This is a genomic window from Micromonospora sp. CA-269861, assembly GCF_050948505.1.
Taxonomy (GTDB): Bacteria; Actinomycetota; Actinomycetes; order Mycobacteriales; family Micromonosporaceae; genus Micromonospora.
In genome coordinates this window covers 5,508,531-5,523,646 of record NZ_CP192014.1, presented here as the reverse complement: position 1 = coordinate 5,523,646, position 15,116 = coordinate 5,508,531, and the positions used below count along the sequence as shown (strand labels likewise).

The 15,116-nt window shown below is 74.5% G+C and carries 12 protein-coding genes and 1 pseudogene; 5 read left to right on the top strand and 8 right to left on the bottom strand.

Features of this window, described 5'->3' with window-relative positions; genetic code table 11:
• Window positions 1-131 precede the first annotated feature (131 nt).
• The 4 genes from ACQP0U_RS25210 to ACQP0U_RS25195 are packed head-to-tail and all read left to right on the top strand — an operon-like array spanning window position 132 to window position 4,807.
• On the top strand, window positions 132-1,760 hold the full coding sequence (locus tag ACQP0U_RS25210) for a hypothetical protein (RefSeq protein ID WP_433311555.1): 1,629 nt from the start codon (window positions 132-134) through the stop codon (window positions 1,758-1,760).
• The gene (locus ACQP0U_RS25205; RefSeq protein ID WP_433311552.1) at window positions 1,760-3,223 is read left to right on the top strand and encodes an NADH-ubiquinone oxidoreductase-F iron-sulfur binding region domain-containing protein; all 1,464 of its coding nucleotides are present in this window, start codon (window positions 1,760-1,762) and stop codon (window positions 3,221-3,223) included. The genes ACQP0U_RS25210 and ACQP0U_RS25205 overlap by 1 nt, the downstream gene beginning before the upstream one ends.
• 52 nt (window positions 3,224-3,275) lie before the next feature.
• On the top strand, window positions 3,276-3,911 hold the full coding sequence (locus ACQP0U_RS25200; protein WP_433311549.1) for a redoxin family protein: 636 nt from the start codon (window positions 3,276-3,278) through the stop codon (window positions 3,909-3,911).
• On the top strand, window positions 3,908-4,807 hold the full coding sequence (locus ACQP0U_RS25195; protein WP_433311547.1) for a cytochrome c biogenesis CcdA family protein: 900 nt from the start codon (window positions 3,908-3,910) through the stop codon (window positions 4,805-4,807). The genes ACQP0U_RS25200 and ACQP0U_RS25195 overlap by 4 nt, the downstream gene beginning before the upstream one ends.
• Before the next feature lie 28 nt (window positions 4,808-4,835).
• On the opposite strand, the gene serS is transcribed toward ACQP0U_RS25195, so the two are convergent.
• From serS to ACQP0U_RS25170, 5 genes and pseudogenes are all read right to left on the bottom strand, one after another.
• The gene (gene serS / locus ACQP0U_RS25190; protein ID WP_433321114.1) at window positions 4,836-6,119 is read right to left on the bottom strand and encodes a serine--tRNA ligase; all 1,284 of its coding nucleotides are present in this window, start codon (window positions 6,117-6,119) and stop codon (window positions 4,836-4,838) included.
• Between the two features lie 96 nt (window positions 6,120-6,215).
• A pseudogene (locus ACQP0U_RS25185) lies at window positions 6,216-7,279 on the bottom strand (MerR family transcriptional regulator).
• A gap of 43 nt (window positions 7,280-7,322) precedes the next feature.
• Window positions 7,323-8,504 carry a saccharopine dehydrogenase family protein gene (locus tag ACQP0U_RS25180; protein ID WP_433311544.1) on the bottom strand — a complete coding sequence of 394 codons (1,182 nt, stop codon included), beginning with the start codon at window positions 8,502-8,504 and terminating at the stop codon, window positions 7,323-7,325.
• Between the two features lie 51 nt (window positions 8,505-8,555).
• Window positions 8,556-9,704: an alcohol dehydrogenase catalytic domain-containing protein gene (locus ACQP0U_RS25175; protein WP_433311541.1), complete on the bottom strand. Its 1,149-nt coding sequence runs from the start codon at window positions 9,702-9,704 to the stop codon at window positions 8,556-8,558.
• Window positions 9,701-10,141 carry a hypothetical protein gene (locus ACQP0U_RS25170; RefSeq protein WP_433311538.1) on the bottom strand — a complete coding sequence of 147 codons (441 nt, stop codon included), beginning with the start codon at window positions 10,139-10,141 and terminating at the stop codon, window positions 9,701-9,703. The genes ACQP0U_RS25175 and ACQP0U_RS25170 overlap by 4 nt, the downstream gene beginning before the upstream one ends.
• 144 nt (window positions 10,142-10,285) lie before the next feature.
• On the opposite strand from ACQP0U_RS25170, the gene ACQP0U_RS25165 reads away from it, so the two are divergent.
• Complete coding sequence (locus ACQP0U_RS25165; RefSeq protein WP_433311535.1) at window positions 10,286-13,159, top strand: LuxR C-terminal-related transcriptional regulator; 2,874 nt, start codon at window positions 10,286-10,288, stop codon at window positions 13,157-13,159.
• A gap of 11 nt (window positions 13,160-13,170) precedes the next feature.
• Here ACQP0U_RS25165 and ACQP0U_RS25160 read toward each other — a convergent pair whose 3' ends face one another.
• From ACQP0U_RS25160 to ACQP0U_RS25150, 3 genes are all read right to left on the bottom strand, one after another.
• Window positions 13,171-13,719 carry a DsbA family protein gene (locus ACQP0U_RS25160; RefSeq protein ID WP_433311532.1) on the bottom strand — a complete coding sequence of 183 codons (549 nt, stop codon included), beginning with the start codon at window positions 13,717-13,719 and terminating at the stop codon, window positions 13,171-13,173.
• The gene (locus ACQP0U_RS25155) at window positions 13,716-14,213 is read right to left on the bottom strand and encodes a redoxin domain-containing protein (protein ID WP_433311529.1); all 498 of its coding nucleotides are present in this window, start codon (window positions 14,211-14,213) and stop codon (window positions 13,716-13,718) included. Before ACQP0U_RS25155 ends, ACQP0U_RS25160 begins: the two co-directional genes overlap by 4 nt.
• Window positions 14,214-14,293: 80 nt before the next feature.
• A complete protein-coding gene (locus ACQP0U_RS25150; protein ID WP_433311527.1) occupies window positions 14,294-14,980 on the bottom strand; it encodes a BON domain-containing protein in 687 nt (228 codons plus the stop codon).
• Between the last annotated feature and the right edge of the window lie 136 nt (window positions 14,981-15,116).

The following is a 15,116-nucleotide window of genomic DNA, read 5'->3' as shown; positions in this document are numbered from 1 at the left end:
GGGATCGGCGCATGGAGGCGGGTGCAACGCACGGCCGTGCCTCTCGGTTCGATTTCGGCAGAGAAATTTTCGTCGGCGGTGATCCGCGCGCCCCGCCGGTCCGTACTGGATGGGGGAGCAGGGGTCGGCCGGTGGTACGCCGCCGCGAGACGATCGAGGAGCAGATGGCCCGGGCACAGCAGGACACGAAGGCGGCGACCGTCCGGACCAGCGCCAGCAGTCGGGGGGTGCGCACCCCCTCGCGGCCGGCGGTCGGCATGCTGATCGCGTCGATGCTCGCCGCGCTCTGGGCGGCGATCATGCTGACCGGCGCCGGTCAAAAGGCGTACGCCTACGGCTTCTTCTTCACCGAGTTCTTCGCCGGGGTGATCTCCCTGGTGGCGTTGAGCCTCACCGTGATGCTCGGTCTGCTCGCCACCGACCGGCTGGTGCTGCGCATCCCGCACCGGGTGCTGATGCAGTCCGCGCACCGGGCCACCGGCGTGCTGGGCGTGGCCGGCCTCGGCTTCCACGTCCTCACCAAGATCGCCACCGGGCGGGCAGCGGCGACCGACGCGCTGGTGCCGTTCGTCGGTGGGCGGGGGCTCTACGTCGGGCTCGGCACGGTGGCGGCACTGCTGATGGTCAGCGTGATCTGGACCGGCATCATCCGCGCCCGCTTCGCCGACGTCGGTCCGAAGTGGCTGTGGCGGGCCCTGCACTCCGTCGCGTACCTGGCCTGGCCGTTCGCCGTGGTGCACGGCCTTATGGCCGGTCGGGCCGCGGCGCCCTGGGTGATGTTCAGCTACCTCGGCTGCATCCTGCTGGTGGTGCTGGCCCTGCTGGTCCGGTTCTCGGTCACCGTCGGTCGGCGCAGCCGCGAGCAGCACCAGGCCGCGGTACGCAATGCGGTGATGGCTGGTCGGGCCGAGGAGGCGAAGACCGCCAGATCGCTGCTGGCCGGGTTGGGTCGGCGCCCGAAGGCCGCCGACAAGCGTCCCGCCTGGGCGGAGACCACCACTGCCACCTGGGCCGCGCCGGCCGCACGGCGCGACCCCGAACGGTTCACCGTCCCGGTGGTGCCCGAGCCCGGTTCCCTCGTCGAGCCGACCCGGCCGAGCCGACGTCGGCGGGAGGAGGAGCCGGCGGCCCGCCGCGACACCGAACGGTCCTCGCGCAGCCGGCGTGCCGAGGAGACCACCACCAGCCGATCGGCCCGCCGCAGCGTGGAGGAGACCACCACCCGGCGCGACGAGGAGGAGCTGGAGCCGGTGACCCGGCGGCGCGGCTCCCGTACCCGCGACGAGGAGGCTCCGGCCGGCCGCCGCCGCGCCGAGGAACCGACCACCGAGCGGTCCCGCCGCCGGTCCCGCCGCGAGGACGAGGACAGCCGGTACTCGGCTCCGCCGCTGCCGACGGCCGAGCCGGAGGAGCCGTGGGACAGCCCGCGCCGCTGGCAGGCCGACGAGCCGATCTCCGCCGGCCCCGTCTCCGCCGAGCCGATCTCCAGCAGCCCGATCTCGTCGGCGCCGCGCAGCGGCAGCGGCCGGCACAGCATCGAGGACGACCTGCCCGAGGAGCCGGACTACTGGCGCCCGCCGGCCCGGTACGTGCCGGACGAGGTGGCCCCGCCCGTTGACGACACCCCGACCCTCGTCGACCTGGCGTCCCGCCGTGCTCGCCGGGCAGCCGGCGAGAGCAAGTCCGCCAAGCGCCGCAAGGCCGGCGCCGACGCGGTGGACGGGGCGTACTGGGCCGGGCTGCGGGGTGAGGCGAAGTGATGCGGACCGCCGTGCCACCTGTCGCCTGTGTGGGTGAGCCCCGGCTGACCGCCGGCTTCGCCGAGTACGGCCGGCTCGACCTGCTCGCGCACGAGGATGTGCACGGACCGATCGGCCCGATGGAGCCGGCGCAGCTACTCCAACTCGCCGAGGGCATGCAGCTCAAGGGCAAGGGCGGGGCGGGGTTCCCGTTCGCCCGCAAACTGCGCGCCGTGCTGGAGTCCTGCGAGCGGCAGGACCTCGCCGCCGTGGTGGTGGTCAACGCCACCGAGGGGGAGCCGGCCAGCTGGAAGGACAAGGTGCTGCTGACCCGCGCCCCGCACCTGATCCTGGACGGCGCGGCGCTGGCCGCGTACGCCTTGGACGCCGACGAGATCGTGATCGGCGTGGCGGACGACGGGGTCGGCCGGGACTCCCTGATGGAGGCCCTCGACGAACGCCGGATGCCGGTGCAGACGACAATCGTCACAGTGCCGCACCGGTTCATCTCCGGCGAGGGCGGCGCACTTGTCAACGGCATCAACGGGCTGCCGCACATCCCACCGGGCACCAAGAAGCGGTCCAGCGACTCCGGCGTGAGCGGCCTGCCGACCCTGCTGTCCAACGCCGAGACGTTTGCCCAGCTCGCCATCGGTGCCCGACTCGGCCCGTACGAGTACGCGGCGCTCGGCACCGACGACGAGCCGGGCACCGTGCTGCTCACCGTGACCGGCGCGGCGGGCCGACCGGCAGTGGTGGAGTGCACCGCCGGCATGCCGCTCCGCGACGTCCTCGACCTGTGCGAGGTGCCGGACGTCCAGGGCATCCTGATGGGCGGCTACCACGGCAAGTGGATCACCCCGGAGGCGGCGGAGAAGGCCGAGGTCTCCCGCAAGGGCCTGGCCGCTGTCGGCGGCACCCTCGGCGCGGGCATCATCATCCCGCTCGGCGTCGACACCTGCCCGCTCGGTGAGGCCGCCCAGGTGGTGCGCTACCTGGCCGGCGAGTCCGCCGGCCAGTGCGGGCCGTGCAAGATGGGCCTGCCGGACCTGGCCCGCGCGGTGGACCTGGCAGTCGCCGGCAGCCAACCGGCGGACGTGGTGCGGGCCGCCGCCGGCGAGGTGAAGGGCCGGGGTGCGTGCAGCCACCCGGACGGCACCGCCCGGTTCGCGCTCTCCGCGATCGAGGTCTTCGCCGAGGACCTGCGGCTGCACAGCACCGGCGACGGCTGTGGCCGACGGGTCAAGGGCGTGATGGGGCTGCCGGGCGCACCCGACGCGAACCCGCAGAAGCTCACCCTGGACTGGTCGCGCTGTGACGGGCACGGCCTGTGCGCGCACGTCGTACCGGACTTCATCCGGCTCGACGCGAACGGATATCCCGCCTTCCCGGCCACCCCCGTGCCGACCTGGCTGCGGGAGGGCGCGTTGAAGGCGGTCAAGGTCTGCCCGGAGCTGGCCCTCCGACTCGCCAAGGCCGAGTAGCGAAGCCTCAGATCCAGCAAGGGTCCCTTCCGGACCGGAAACGGAGAAGCGGATGCGGATCGGGATGGCGTGGACAGGGGCCGGGCGGCTGCGCCGGGCCGCCGTCGCCGGGGCGCTCGTCGGGGCCCTGCTGAACGTTGCTGCCTGTACCGGCACCGCACCGGGTGGGCCCGCCGCCGCCGGATCGGCCCCGGCCTCGACCGGCGCACCACCCGCGCCGACCAACCCACCCACGCCGACCAGCGCGGTGACCGGCACGCCACCCGCCGCCCCGGCGCAGGTCCCGGACGTGCTGCGCTTCACCGGGACCACGCTCGGCGGGGCCGCGTTCGACGCGGCACAGCTCGCCGGCAAGCCGGTGGTGCTGTGGTTCTGGGCGCCGTGGTGCGCCACCTGCGCCAGTCAGGCCTGGACGGTGGCCGAGATCGCACCCCGTTACCGGGACACCGTGCCGATCGTCGGCGTCGCCGGGCTGGGCGAGCGGAAGGCCATGAAGGAGTTCGTCACCGAGTTCGACCTCGGCGGCACGACGCAGATCGAGGACGGCAAGGGCGCGCTCTGGAAGCGGTTCAAGGTGACCGAGCAGAGCATCTTCGTGATCATCGACCGGGGTGGCAGGGTCGTCCACGATGGCTTCCTGGACGGTGAGGCGCTCACCGCCAAGGTCGCCGCACTGGCCGGGGCGTGACCGCCGGACTGCTGCTCGCGCTGACCGCCGGCATGCTCGGCGCGGTCAACCCGTGCGGCTTCGCGTTACTGCCCGCGTACCTCTCGCTGTTGGTCGCCGGAGGGTCGGACACCCGCGGCGCGGTCGGCCGCGCGCTCACCGCGGCGGCTGGGCTGACCCTGGGGTACGTGCTCGTGTTCGGCGCGTTCGGCCTGGCGCTCGCGCCGCTGGCCGGCTGGCTGCGGCCCCGACTGCCGTGGCTGACCGTGGCGCTCGGCGTGCTGCTGGTCGTGGCCGGCTGCTGGTTGCTCGCCGGCCGGCGGCTGCCCGCCCCCGGCTGGTCCACCCGGGCACCTCGACTGACCCGGACCTGGCCGTCGATGGTGCTGTTCGGCGCGGCGTACGCGCTGGCGTCGCTCGGCTGCGCCATCGCGCCGTTCCTGGCCATCGTGGTGACCAGCCTCCAGGCCGGCTCGACAGGTCAGGGGTTGGCGCTGTTCGGCGCGTACGCCCTCGGGATGGGTCTGGTGGTCGCGGTCGCCGCCCTCGGGGTGGCGCTGCTGCGCGACGGCCTGGTGGCCCGGCTGCGCGTCGCGGGCGCGCTGGTGCCCCGCCTCAGTGGCCTGGTGCTGCTGCTCGCCGGCGGCTACGTCGCCTGGTACGGCTGGTACGAGCTACGCCTCGCCGCCAACCGCCGCGACGCCCTGCACGACCCGGTGATCCGAGCGGCCTCCCAGCTACAACACACAGTGGCCAACGCCCTGGACGCCATCGGCCCGGCGTTACTCCTGGCAGCCCTGGCCGCCCTGGTGCTCACCGCAGCCCTGCTGCGCCCACCCCGCCCGGCCCTCACCCCGCCCCCCACTCCGGTTGATCATGAAGTTATTGCCCCGACACGCCGAGGTGCGGGGCAATAACTTCATGATCAACGTGGGGGTTAGCGGGTTAGCGGGGGGTTAGGCGGTCGGTGCCTAGGCGGTCCTGCAGGACCTTGGGGATCAGGACGCTGCCGTCGGCCTGCTGGTACTGCTCCAGGATGGCCGGGAAGAGCCGGCTGGTGGCCAGCGCCGACCCGTTGAGGGTGTGCACGAAGCGCGTCTGCTTGCCGCCCGGCTCGCGGTAACGGATGGCTGCCCGACGGGCCTGGTAGTCGCCGGCCCAGGAGACCGACGACACCTCCTTGTACTTGCCGGTGCTCGGCATCCACACCTCGATGTCGAGGGTCTTCTTCATCGAGGCGCTGGCGTCACCTGCCGAGAGCAGCGTGCGCTGGTAGTGCAGACCCAGCCCCTCGACCAGGCTCTCGGCATGGGCGAGCATCTCCTCCAGCGCCGCGTCGGCCTGCTCCGGCAGGGTGAACTGGAAGATCTCGACCTTGTTGAACTGGTGCCCCCGCACCGTGCCGCGCTCGTCCGAGTGCGAGCCGGCCGACTCCCGCCGGTAGCACGGGGTGTACGCGAACGCCTTCAGCGGCAGCTTCGGGGTTTCCAGGATCTCGTCCTGGTACGCGCCGAGGATCGCCGTCTCCGACGTGGGCAGCAGGAACTGGCCGCGCGGTGCGGACGCCGAGTCCAGGTGGTAGACGTCGTCGTAGAACTTGGGGAACTGCCCGGCGGCGAAGCCGGCCGAATCCAGCAGCAGGTGCGGCGGGAGCAGGAACTCGTAGCCGGCCCTGATGTGCTGGTCGACGAAGTAGTTGAGCAGCGCCCACTCCAGCCGGGCACCGACCCCGGTGTAGATCCAGAAACCGGACCCGCCGAGCTTGACGCCGCGCTCGTAGTCGACAAGGCCCAGCGCGCGGCTCAGCTCCACGTGGTCGCGGACCTTCTCGATCACCGGCGGCTCGCCGAAGGTCTTCACGACCCGGTTGGCTTCCTTGCCGCCGGCCACCACGTCGTCGCTGGGCAGGTTGGGCAACTCACTCATCGCGTCGCGCAGCCGGGCCTGCACCTCGTCGAGCTGGGACTCCAGCTCGGCGAGCTGCTTGCGCTCGGCCTCCGGCGCGGCGGCCTGCGGCTCCTCGCCGGCGCGCTTCGCCTGCGCGTACGCCCGGGCCTCGGCCTTGCGGCGCTGCCGCTCGGCGTCGATCTCCGTGATCAGGGCGCGGCGTTCCTGGTCGAGCCGCTGGATCTCGTCCAGGGCACGGGTGACCTCGGCGGGATCCAGACGCTTCGCCAGCGCGGTCGCCACCGCCTCGCGATCCTTCCGGATCAACTCCATGTCGAGCATGCTGCTCCGTACGCCTCCGTCCGGGGTCACAGGTGAACCACCAGATGCTACCGTCGCGGGCTTTTCCTCCCGGGACGGGGAGTGCTGGCCGCCTACTCAGAGCCGGATCGGCATGAGCACCGAGTAAGTGTCCGCGTCGTCAGTTCGGCGTACGGCCAGCGGGGCGATCGGCCCGTCCAGCTCCAGCACCAGTTGCGGCGCGCCGGCCGCGTTCAGCGCGTCCAGCAGGTAGCCGCCGTCCACCCCGACCCGCAGCGTGTCGGTGCCCAGGTCGGCGGCGGGGAGCAGCCGCAGCCCGCCCTGGTCGTCGACGCCGAGCACTGTCACCTCCCGGGTCGTGCCGTCGTGGTCGAGGGCGACAGTGGGGGCTGCCGGGTCGGCAAGCGCGGCGCGCAGCGTGGCCACGTCGACAGGGATCCGCCGCGCGGTCGGCCGCTCGCCGACGGACTTGCGCAGCAGCCGGTGGTAGTCCGGGAAGTCGTACGGCAGGGCGGTGCCGGTCACCGTGCGGTCGGCCGCCCGCACCCGCAGGTCCGTGCCCGCCACGGTCAGCCGCACCGGCCAGGCGTCGGTGGTGTCGAGCAGGGGCCGGAGCTGGTCGACGAGGGCCACCGGCACGAACACCCGTACCGGCGGTCCGTCGACGTCGGCTGCGGCCCGGGCCAGCGCGAGCCGGTACCTGTCGGTGGCGACGAGCCGGACGCCGTCGGGCTCCACGTCGAACAGCACGCCGGCGAGCATCGGCAGCTCCGGGTCGACGCCGACGGCGAACCGCACCGCGTCGAGCGCGGCGGCCAGGGCGGCGGGGAGACCAGGAGCGTGGTGGCGGTCGGCGGGGCCGGGTCCACCAGGGCCCGGAGCCGGTCGACCTCGCGGCGGGCGTCGCTGAGCCCGTCGGCGAGCCGGCGCAGGTGCGCGTCGAGCAGTTGGTGCACCACGGCCGGTTCGGCGCGTACCGCGGCGGCGATCTCCGGCACCGGCATGCCGATCCGGCGCAGCCCGGCCACCAGCCGGGCCGGAGCGACCTGCGCCTCGGTGTACCAGCGGTAGCCGGTAACCGGGTCGACGAGTGTCGGCTCCAGCACCCCCGCCGAGTCGTAGAAGCGCAGGGCGCTGACGGTCAGGCCGCTGGCCCGGGCCAGCTCGCCGATGCTGTGCAGGTCGCTCACGCTGGGCATCCTGCCCCCTCGACCCGCTTGAGGGTCAAGCCGAGGGCTCCAGCACCCGGAAGGTGAGGCCGGCCCGGACCAGCCGTTCGAGCAGCGCGTCACCCATCGCGGCGACCGGGGTGAGCTGGCCGGCGGTCGGCGGCAGCTCGTCGAGCGCCAGGCACAGCGCCGACTCGCCGAGCATCTTCGCCGTCTCGTCGTAGCCGGGGTCACCGCCGGCGACCTCGGTGACCACCCGCTGCCCACCCCCGGTGCCGACGAACCGGACCCGGAACCAGGACGACGCCCGCTGCTGTGCGGTGGGCCCCTGCCCGGACGCGAGCCGGGCGAGCAGCCAACGTCGGCTGGGCGGCAGCTTCACCAGCCCGATCAGCGCGCCGAGCCCGGCCGCGCCGGCCAGCACTGTGGGCAGCCGCTTCACAGCGGCGAAGTGCCGGTAGCGGAAGTCCGGGCCGTACTCCGGGCGGGCCGCGGCGGAGCGGCGGACCACCTGCGGGTCGATGGTCGGCAGCGGCACGGTCCAGATGCCCAGCTCCGTCGAGCGGGTGAGCCGGCCGGGCACCGCCCGGACCCGACGGTCGGTGGGGCGCGGCTCGACCGCCCGGCGGTCCCGGGCGGCCCGGCCGGCCTGTCCGGTACGGGAGAACGCGGTGAGCGCCGAATGGTAGGTGCCGGCGGAGATCCGGCCGCCGGCGCGCACGTACCCGTCCACTGTGATCGGGACGTCGGCGGGCAGTTGCTTGACGGTGAACCAGGCGCCCAGGTCGTGGGGGATGGAGTCGAAGCCGCAGGCGTGCACCAGCCTCGCGCCGGTGCGGCTCGCCTCGGTGTGGTGGCGTACGTACATGAGGTCGACGAACTCGGACTCGCCGGTGATGTCCAGGTAGTCGGTGCCGGCCCGGGCGCAGGCCGCGACCAGCGGTTCCCCGTGGTGGACGTACGGGCCGACGGTGCTGGCCACCACCCGGGCGCTGTCCGCCACCGCCCGCAGCGAGTCGGCGTCGGTCACGTCGGCGGTGAGCAGCGGCAGGTCGGCCAGTCCCGGGTCGATCGCGGCGAGCCGGTCCCGTACGGCGGCGAGGCGTTGCGGGTTGCGCCCGGCCAGCGCCCAGCGCAGCCCGGCCGGCGCGTGTCGGGCCAGGTATTCGGCGGTCAGGCCACCGGTGAACCCGGTCGCTCCGAACAGCACCACGTCGTACGTTCGCTCCACGGCCATCCCCGGAGTCTGTCATCTACCGCAGGCGATGAGGTGATCGCGAGTGGGGCGTCAGGGCGTGAACACGGCGCGTACGCAGCCGTCGGTCCGGTCCCGGAACAGCGCGTACCCCTCGGGGCCCTGCGCCAACGGCAGTCGGTGGGTGGCCAGGTGTTCGGTCCGCAGCTCGTCGCGGGCCATCCGGTCCAGCAGCATCGGCACGTCCCGCAGGTCCGGCCGGCCGGCGCCGCGCAGCGTGAGTCGCCGACCGGTCAGCGCACCCAGCGGGAACGCGTCGACGAACCCGCCCGCCTCGCCGAGCACCACCACCACGCCGCCCTTGCGACACGCGTGCACGGCCTCCCGCAGCGCGTCCGGTCGGTCGGCGTGCTGGCCACCGAACCGGTCGGCCATCGAGCGGGCCGGTGGCGTGCCGACCGCGACCACGCACACGTCCGGCCCGCGCCCACCGCTACGGTCGCCCAGCTCGGCCGCGATGTCGGTGCGGCGGTAGTCGAGCGGCTCGGCGTCGACGTGTCGCTCGGCCATCCGCAACCGCTCCTCGTGCCGGTCCACGACCAGCACCCGGGCGGCACCGCGCAGCACCGCGGCCCGGGCGGTCAACTGGCCCACCGCTCCGGCGCCCCAGATCGCCACCACGTCGCCGGCGCGTACCGCACCCAGCTCGGCGGCGAGCCACCCGGTCGGCGCCGCGTCCGCGGCGAACACCGCGCGGTCGTCGTCGACGGCGTCCGGCACCCGGAAGGCGCTCACGTCGGCGTACGGCACCCGCACGTACTCGGCGTGGCCACCCTGGAAGCCGCCCGCCGCCCGTGGCCTGCCGAAGCAGCCGGCGTCCGAGCGGGCCCAGTCGGGGTCGGCGCCGGCCAGGTCGGCTTGGGCGTTGTCGCAGCAGGAGTGCAGGCCCTGGCGGCAGTACCAGCAGCCGCCGCACGCCACACTCGCGCCGACGACCACCCGATCGCCGGTGCGGTGGCCGCGGACCCCGGGGCCGACCTCCACCACCTCGCCCAGGAACTCCGCGCCGAACACGTCGCCGGCCCGCAGCAGCGGGTGCCGGCCGGCCAGCAGCGGCAGGTCACCTCCGCTGGTGGCGCTGCGCCGGACCCGGACGATGACGTCCCGTTCGTTGCGCAGCTCAGGGTCGGGCACCTCGCGTACCCCCAGCTCGCCGGCGGCCACCCAGCACAGCGCCCTCACCCGCAGACCTCGGGACGGTCCAGCGCGGAGCGGTCCGCGCGGAGCACCTCACCGGCCTCCACCCGTTGCTTGATCTGGCGCAGGGTCCGGCGGACCAGCAGACCCGGGTCGTCGCCGACCAGGTGCGCGGCCAGCCCGGTGGGCGGGCTGACGCCGGCCAGCGGCCGGGCGGACAGCTCGGTGCCCCGGTCGCCGGGCGCCCGCCGCACCCGCACCTCGACCGCCCCGTCCAGGCGGCGCAGCGGCTCCGGCCAGCGGCCCTCGGGAAGCACCTGCTCCGGCGGCCGGTCGACGGTCACCACCTCCCACCGGGCCGGCGCGGCAACGTCGCCGTCCGCGCCGGGCCGGCCACCCCGATGGGGTACGCGCAGCAACCGTGCCGCCCCGGCCAGCGCCGCGCCACCGAGGGCGGGTCCCGCCCGCGCCAGCCGTCCCATCGGTACCACCCGTCCTCCCGGTTCACGTCCCCCGATCGTCGGTCGTGGCCGGGTGAAGCGCGCTCGCCCGGAAGGGGTGAACCGGCCCGCGTCGGGTAACCGCTCGCCGACCGGGGGCGGAACGCGTGGTGGGGGTGGGGCTGGGTGCCGGAACAGAATCGCGTACGGGTCGAGCCGGCACCGGGGCCACCGCTGTTGGCGTCCCGGCTGACGCCGGCCGTGCCGCCGGAGCCGGTGGTGGCCCGGCCCCGCCTGCTGCGTCGGTTGGACGAGGGCAGCGCGGGTCCTGTCACCCTGGTGGCCGCTCCCGCCGGCTGGGGCAAGACCACCCTGCTCGCCTCGTGGGTGCGGCTGGGCGGCGCTCCGCCCGACGTCGAGCCCGGCGCGGTCGTGCCCGACTCCGGCGACCTGTCGGTTTCCTCCGCCGACGAACCCGTTTCGGCGTGGATGTCGGTCGAGGCCGGCGACGACGGGGACCGGCTCTGGGCGTACCTCGCGGCGGCGCTGCGCTCAGCGACCGGAGCGGCGGACGGCGGTCCGGTGCCCGACCGGCCGCCGCGCCCCGAGCAACTGGAGGCGCTGGCCGCCACGCTCGCCGCCGCCGACCGACCGGTGCTGTTGATCCTGGACGACCTGCACCGGGTCGCCGACCCGGCGGCGTTGACCGGACTGGAGTTCCTGCTGCGGCATGCCGGTCGGCGACTCCGTCTGGTCATCGGGGCCAGGGCCGGCCTGCACCTGCCACTGCACCGGCTCCGCCTCGCCGGCGAGCTGACCGAGATCGGCAGGGACGAGCTGGCGTTCACCGACGACGAGGTGGCCGACCTGCTCACCGCCCACGCCGCCGCGCTGCCGGCGACCGCCGTGCACCGGCTGCGCGAACGCACCGGCGGCTGGCCGGCCGCGCTGCGCATCGCGGCCCTGGCGGTACGCGGACAGCCCGACCCGGAGCGCTGGGTGGGGCAGTTCGGCGGGGACCAGCCGGAGATCGCCGGTTACCTGCACGAGGAGGTGCTGACGACGCTCGATCCGGCCCAGGAGGATCTGCTGCGCCGCACCGCCCTCGTCGACACCGTCTGCGCCGACCTGGCCGAGGCCCTGACCGGTCGGGCCGACGCCGGGCAGGCGCTTGCCGACCTGGCCGGGGCCGGTGGTCTGCTGCACCGGGAGGACACCCGGCCGCCCTGGTACCGGTGCGAGTCACTGCTCGCCGACCTGCTCCGTGCCGACCTGGCCCGGTTGCCCGCCGACGAGCTGCGCGAGCTGCACGTCCGGGCCGCCGACTGGTACGCGGGCGACGGCCGGCCCGCCGACGGACTGCGGCACGCCCTTGCCGCCGGCCGGTGGGACCTGGCCGGTGACCTGTTCGTCGCGCACTGGCCGGAGCTGACCCGCTACGACACTGACCCGGTGCACGCCCCGGCACCCGCGCCGCCGCCGGCGCAGGTGATCCGCGCCGACCCGGAGGTGGCGTTGGCCTGCGCCGCCGAGCGCGCGTACGCGGGTGACCTGCCGTCCGCCACCGGTCACCTGCGCGTCGCCGCCGGCCACGCCGCTGGCCTGCCGGTGCCGCGCCGGGACCGGTTCCTGCGGTTGGTCACCGCGCTGGAGCTGACAGTGGCCCGGCTCGCCGACGACCGCGCGGAGGCGCGGGCCGCCGCCGCTCGCCTGCTGCGCACCCGCCCGACGGAGGCCACGCCCGCTGTCCCGGGTGCCGCCGCCGGCCCGGGCGCACAGCCGACCAGCGCCGCCAGTTCCGCCCCGACGGCAGGTGGCGGCGGCGCAGCCGACGACCTGGACCTCCGGGCGTTCACCGGCACCGCGCTGGGGCTTGTCGAGTTGGCCGACGGGGCGCTGCCCACCGCACGGTTCGTCCGGGCCCGGACGGCGGCCCGGGAGGCCGGCCGACCGCGTACCGAGCTGGTTGGCGCCAGCCGCGCCGCGCTGCTGCTCGCGATGCGCGGCGACCTGCGGGAGGCCGAGCAGGCGGCCCGGGACGCGCTCGGCATGCCGCCCTGTCGGGGCTGGTCCTGTCGGCTCGACTGCGGTTACGCGTACCTGGCCCTCGCCGTGGTGGCACTGCTGCGCGACCAGCCCGAGGAGGCCACGGCGAACCTCGCCCTCGCCCTCCCGGCGCTCGACGTGGCGGGCGGCTGGGCCGGCAACCCGGAGGCGAGTGACGACTGGTTGACCGCTGCTTCCGGCGAACCGGTGGCGGCGGCGGTGGCCGCACTGTGCCGAGCGCAGCTGCGCCGCGATTCCGGCGATCCGGCCGCCGGTCAGCGGCTGCTCGTCCGGGCCCGGGAGGCGCTTGTCGACCGGCCGTCCGCCGTCGAGCTGACAAATCTGCTGCGCGCCGCCGAAGCCGAACTGCGTGCCGCGCGCGGCGACCTGGACTCCGCCCGCGATCTGCTGGCCGACGCTGCCGACGAGGGCACCGACCCGGTGCTCGCTGTGACGTTGGCGAAGCTGGAGCTGCTGGCCGGCGATGCCGCCGCCGCCGAGCGGACGCTGCCGGACTGGCAGGCGCCGACGGCCACAGCCTGGCCGCTACCGGTACGCCTGGACGCGGGTCTGCTGGACGCGGTGCTGGCCGAGCGCGCCGGGAACGGGCGTCGGGCGGGTCGGATCCTGGAGCAGGCGCTGGACCTGGCCGGCCCCGAGGGCTGCCGACGGGCCTTCACCCGTGCCGAACCGCCGGTGCGGGACCTGCTGGCCGCCCATCTGGACGCCGGCACCGCGCACTTCGCTCTGGTCAGTGACCTGGTGCGGGGCGCGGGGCAGAGCGCTGCCGGGCCGACCGCCGGCCCGAGGGGCGCCCTCGACGAGCCGCTCACCGAGCGGGAGCTGACCATCCTGCGCTACCTGCAGAGCATCCTGTCCAACGTGGAGATCGCCAGCGAGCTGTCCCTCTCGGTCAACACGGTGAAGACCCACGTCCGCAACATCTACCGCAAACTCGACGCGACCCGCCGGCGCGAGGCGGTCCGGCGGGCGCGCGAGCTGCGGCTGATCTGAGCCGATGGCAATCAGGCGTTGGCGGCGGCGTCCGCGGCCGTCAGCAGGTCGGGCAGGTCGTACCCGCCGTCGTGCCGAATGCCGTTCACGAACAGGGTGGGGGTGCCGTTCACCCCGCTGCGGATGCCCCCCACGAAGTCCCGGCGCACCCGGTCCGCGTGCGCACGGTTCTCCACCTCGGCGTTCAACTCGTCCGGCGGCAACCCGATCTGCTCGACACCGAGCGAGAGGTGCACCGGGTCGAGCTGGTCCTGATGCTCGTAGAGCCAGTCGTGCATCTCCCAGAACCGGCCCCGAACCCCGGCGGCCTCGGCCGTCTCGGCGGCGCGTTCGGCGTACGGGTGCACGTTGGCGATCGGGAAGTAGCGGTAGACCAGCCGTACGGTGTCGGCCCGCTGCCGCAGCAACTCGTGCAGGTTCGGGTACGCGGCACCGCAGAACTGGCACTGGAAGTCGCCGTACTCGACGATCGTCACCGCCGCGTCGGCCGGCCCCCGGACGTGGTCCTCGGTGGTCACCGGGTCCCGAAGTCGGGCGGTGACCTGCAGTGGCGTGCTCATCCGGCCATCACCTTCCGATCGGCGGCGAGTTGGTCCAGCGCGTCGAAGATGCCGTCGGCGCCGGGGTTGACGTCGGGCGGCGACAGGTAGCTCCAGGTCACCTTCCCCGCCGGGTCCAGCACCACGAGCGCGCGGGCCGCCTCACCGTTCGACATGTACGCGCCGTAGCGGCGGGCCACCTCGCCCTTGGGCTCGAAGTCGGCAAGCAGGGGGAACTCGATGCCCCGGCTCTCCGCGAACGCCCGGTGTGACCAGATGCTGTCCACCGACAGGCCGAGCACCATCGCCTGGTACTGGGCGAAGACGGGTGCCGCCGACTGGTAGAGCGACATCTGGTCACCGCAGACCGGGCTCCAGTCGGCGGGATAGAAGGTGAGCACGACCGGCCGGCCACGGAACTGCTCGGGCCCCAGCAGAGCCCCGTCCGGGGTGGCCGGCAGGGTGAAACCGGGCGCGGTGCGCCCCGGTTGGATCAGCCCGTTCGGATCACTCATGCCACCAGCCTGCTCCCGGGGTGGGTGAGGCGGGCTCACCCACCCCGGGTGGTTCCGCCCCTGGGTGGTCCCGCGCTGGCTCAGCGCAGCACCGGGGCGACAGCGATGTGGTTCTGCACCTCCCGGATGCCCGGCGCGGACCAGGCCACCTGCTCCACCTCGGCCCGTTCGGGCATCGAGTGCACCAATCCGGCGAGTATCGCGGTGTCGCCGTGCACCCGGACGCTGATCCGTTCGGCCTCGGTCGCCCCGGCGCGGGCGAGGGCGTCGACGATCCGGTCGGCCAGGTTGCGGCCGTCCGGCGCGGTGGCCGGTCGGACGGTGATGCCGTTGCTCACCCCGCGTACGCCGGTCAGCCGGGCGACCGCGCGTTCGGCGGCCCGGCGCTGGTACTCCCACTCGACGTCGCCGTGCAGCGTCACCCAGCCGGCTGAGACGGTGACCTGGAGCTTCTCGATGGGCACGAACGCGTCCCACTCCAGCCCGTTGCTGGCCGCGGCGGCCAGGTCGGTGTCGGCGCGCTCGGTGTCGTTGGTGAGTTGCACGGCCACGTCGTTGGCGACCGCCCGGACCGAGGCGACCCGGTGGGCGGCCCGTTCGGCGGCCCACTTCTTGGCGTAGCTGTCCACGCGGCCGGTCAGGGTGACGACGCCCTCGGCGACGGTCACGCCGATCTCGTGCGGCTGCACCCGTGGTTCCCAGGTCAGCTCGTCGAGCACGGCGGACTGGATGTCCTGGTCGGTGCGGTTGATCTCCGCGATGGCCATCTGTCCCTCCTCCGCTGTTCCGATGGCGGACCGGGTGGTGGCTGCGGCCGGAGGTCCGCCGTGCTGCGATCCTGCCGCCGCCCCGGGTGAGCCGCCCTCGCCCGAACCGGGTGACGGCGTGGGCCGGACCTGGGCG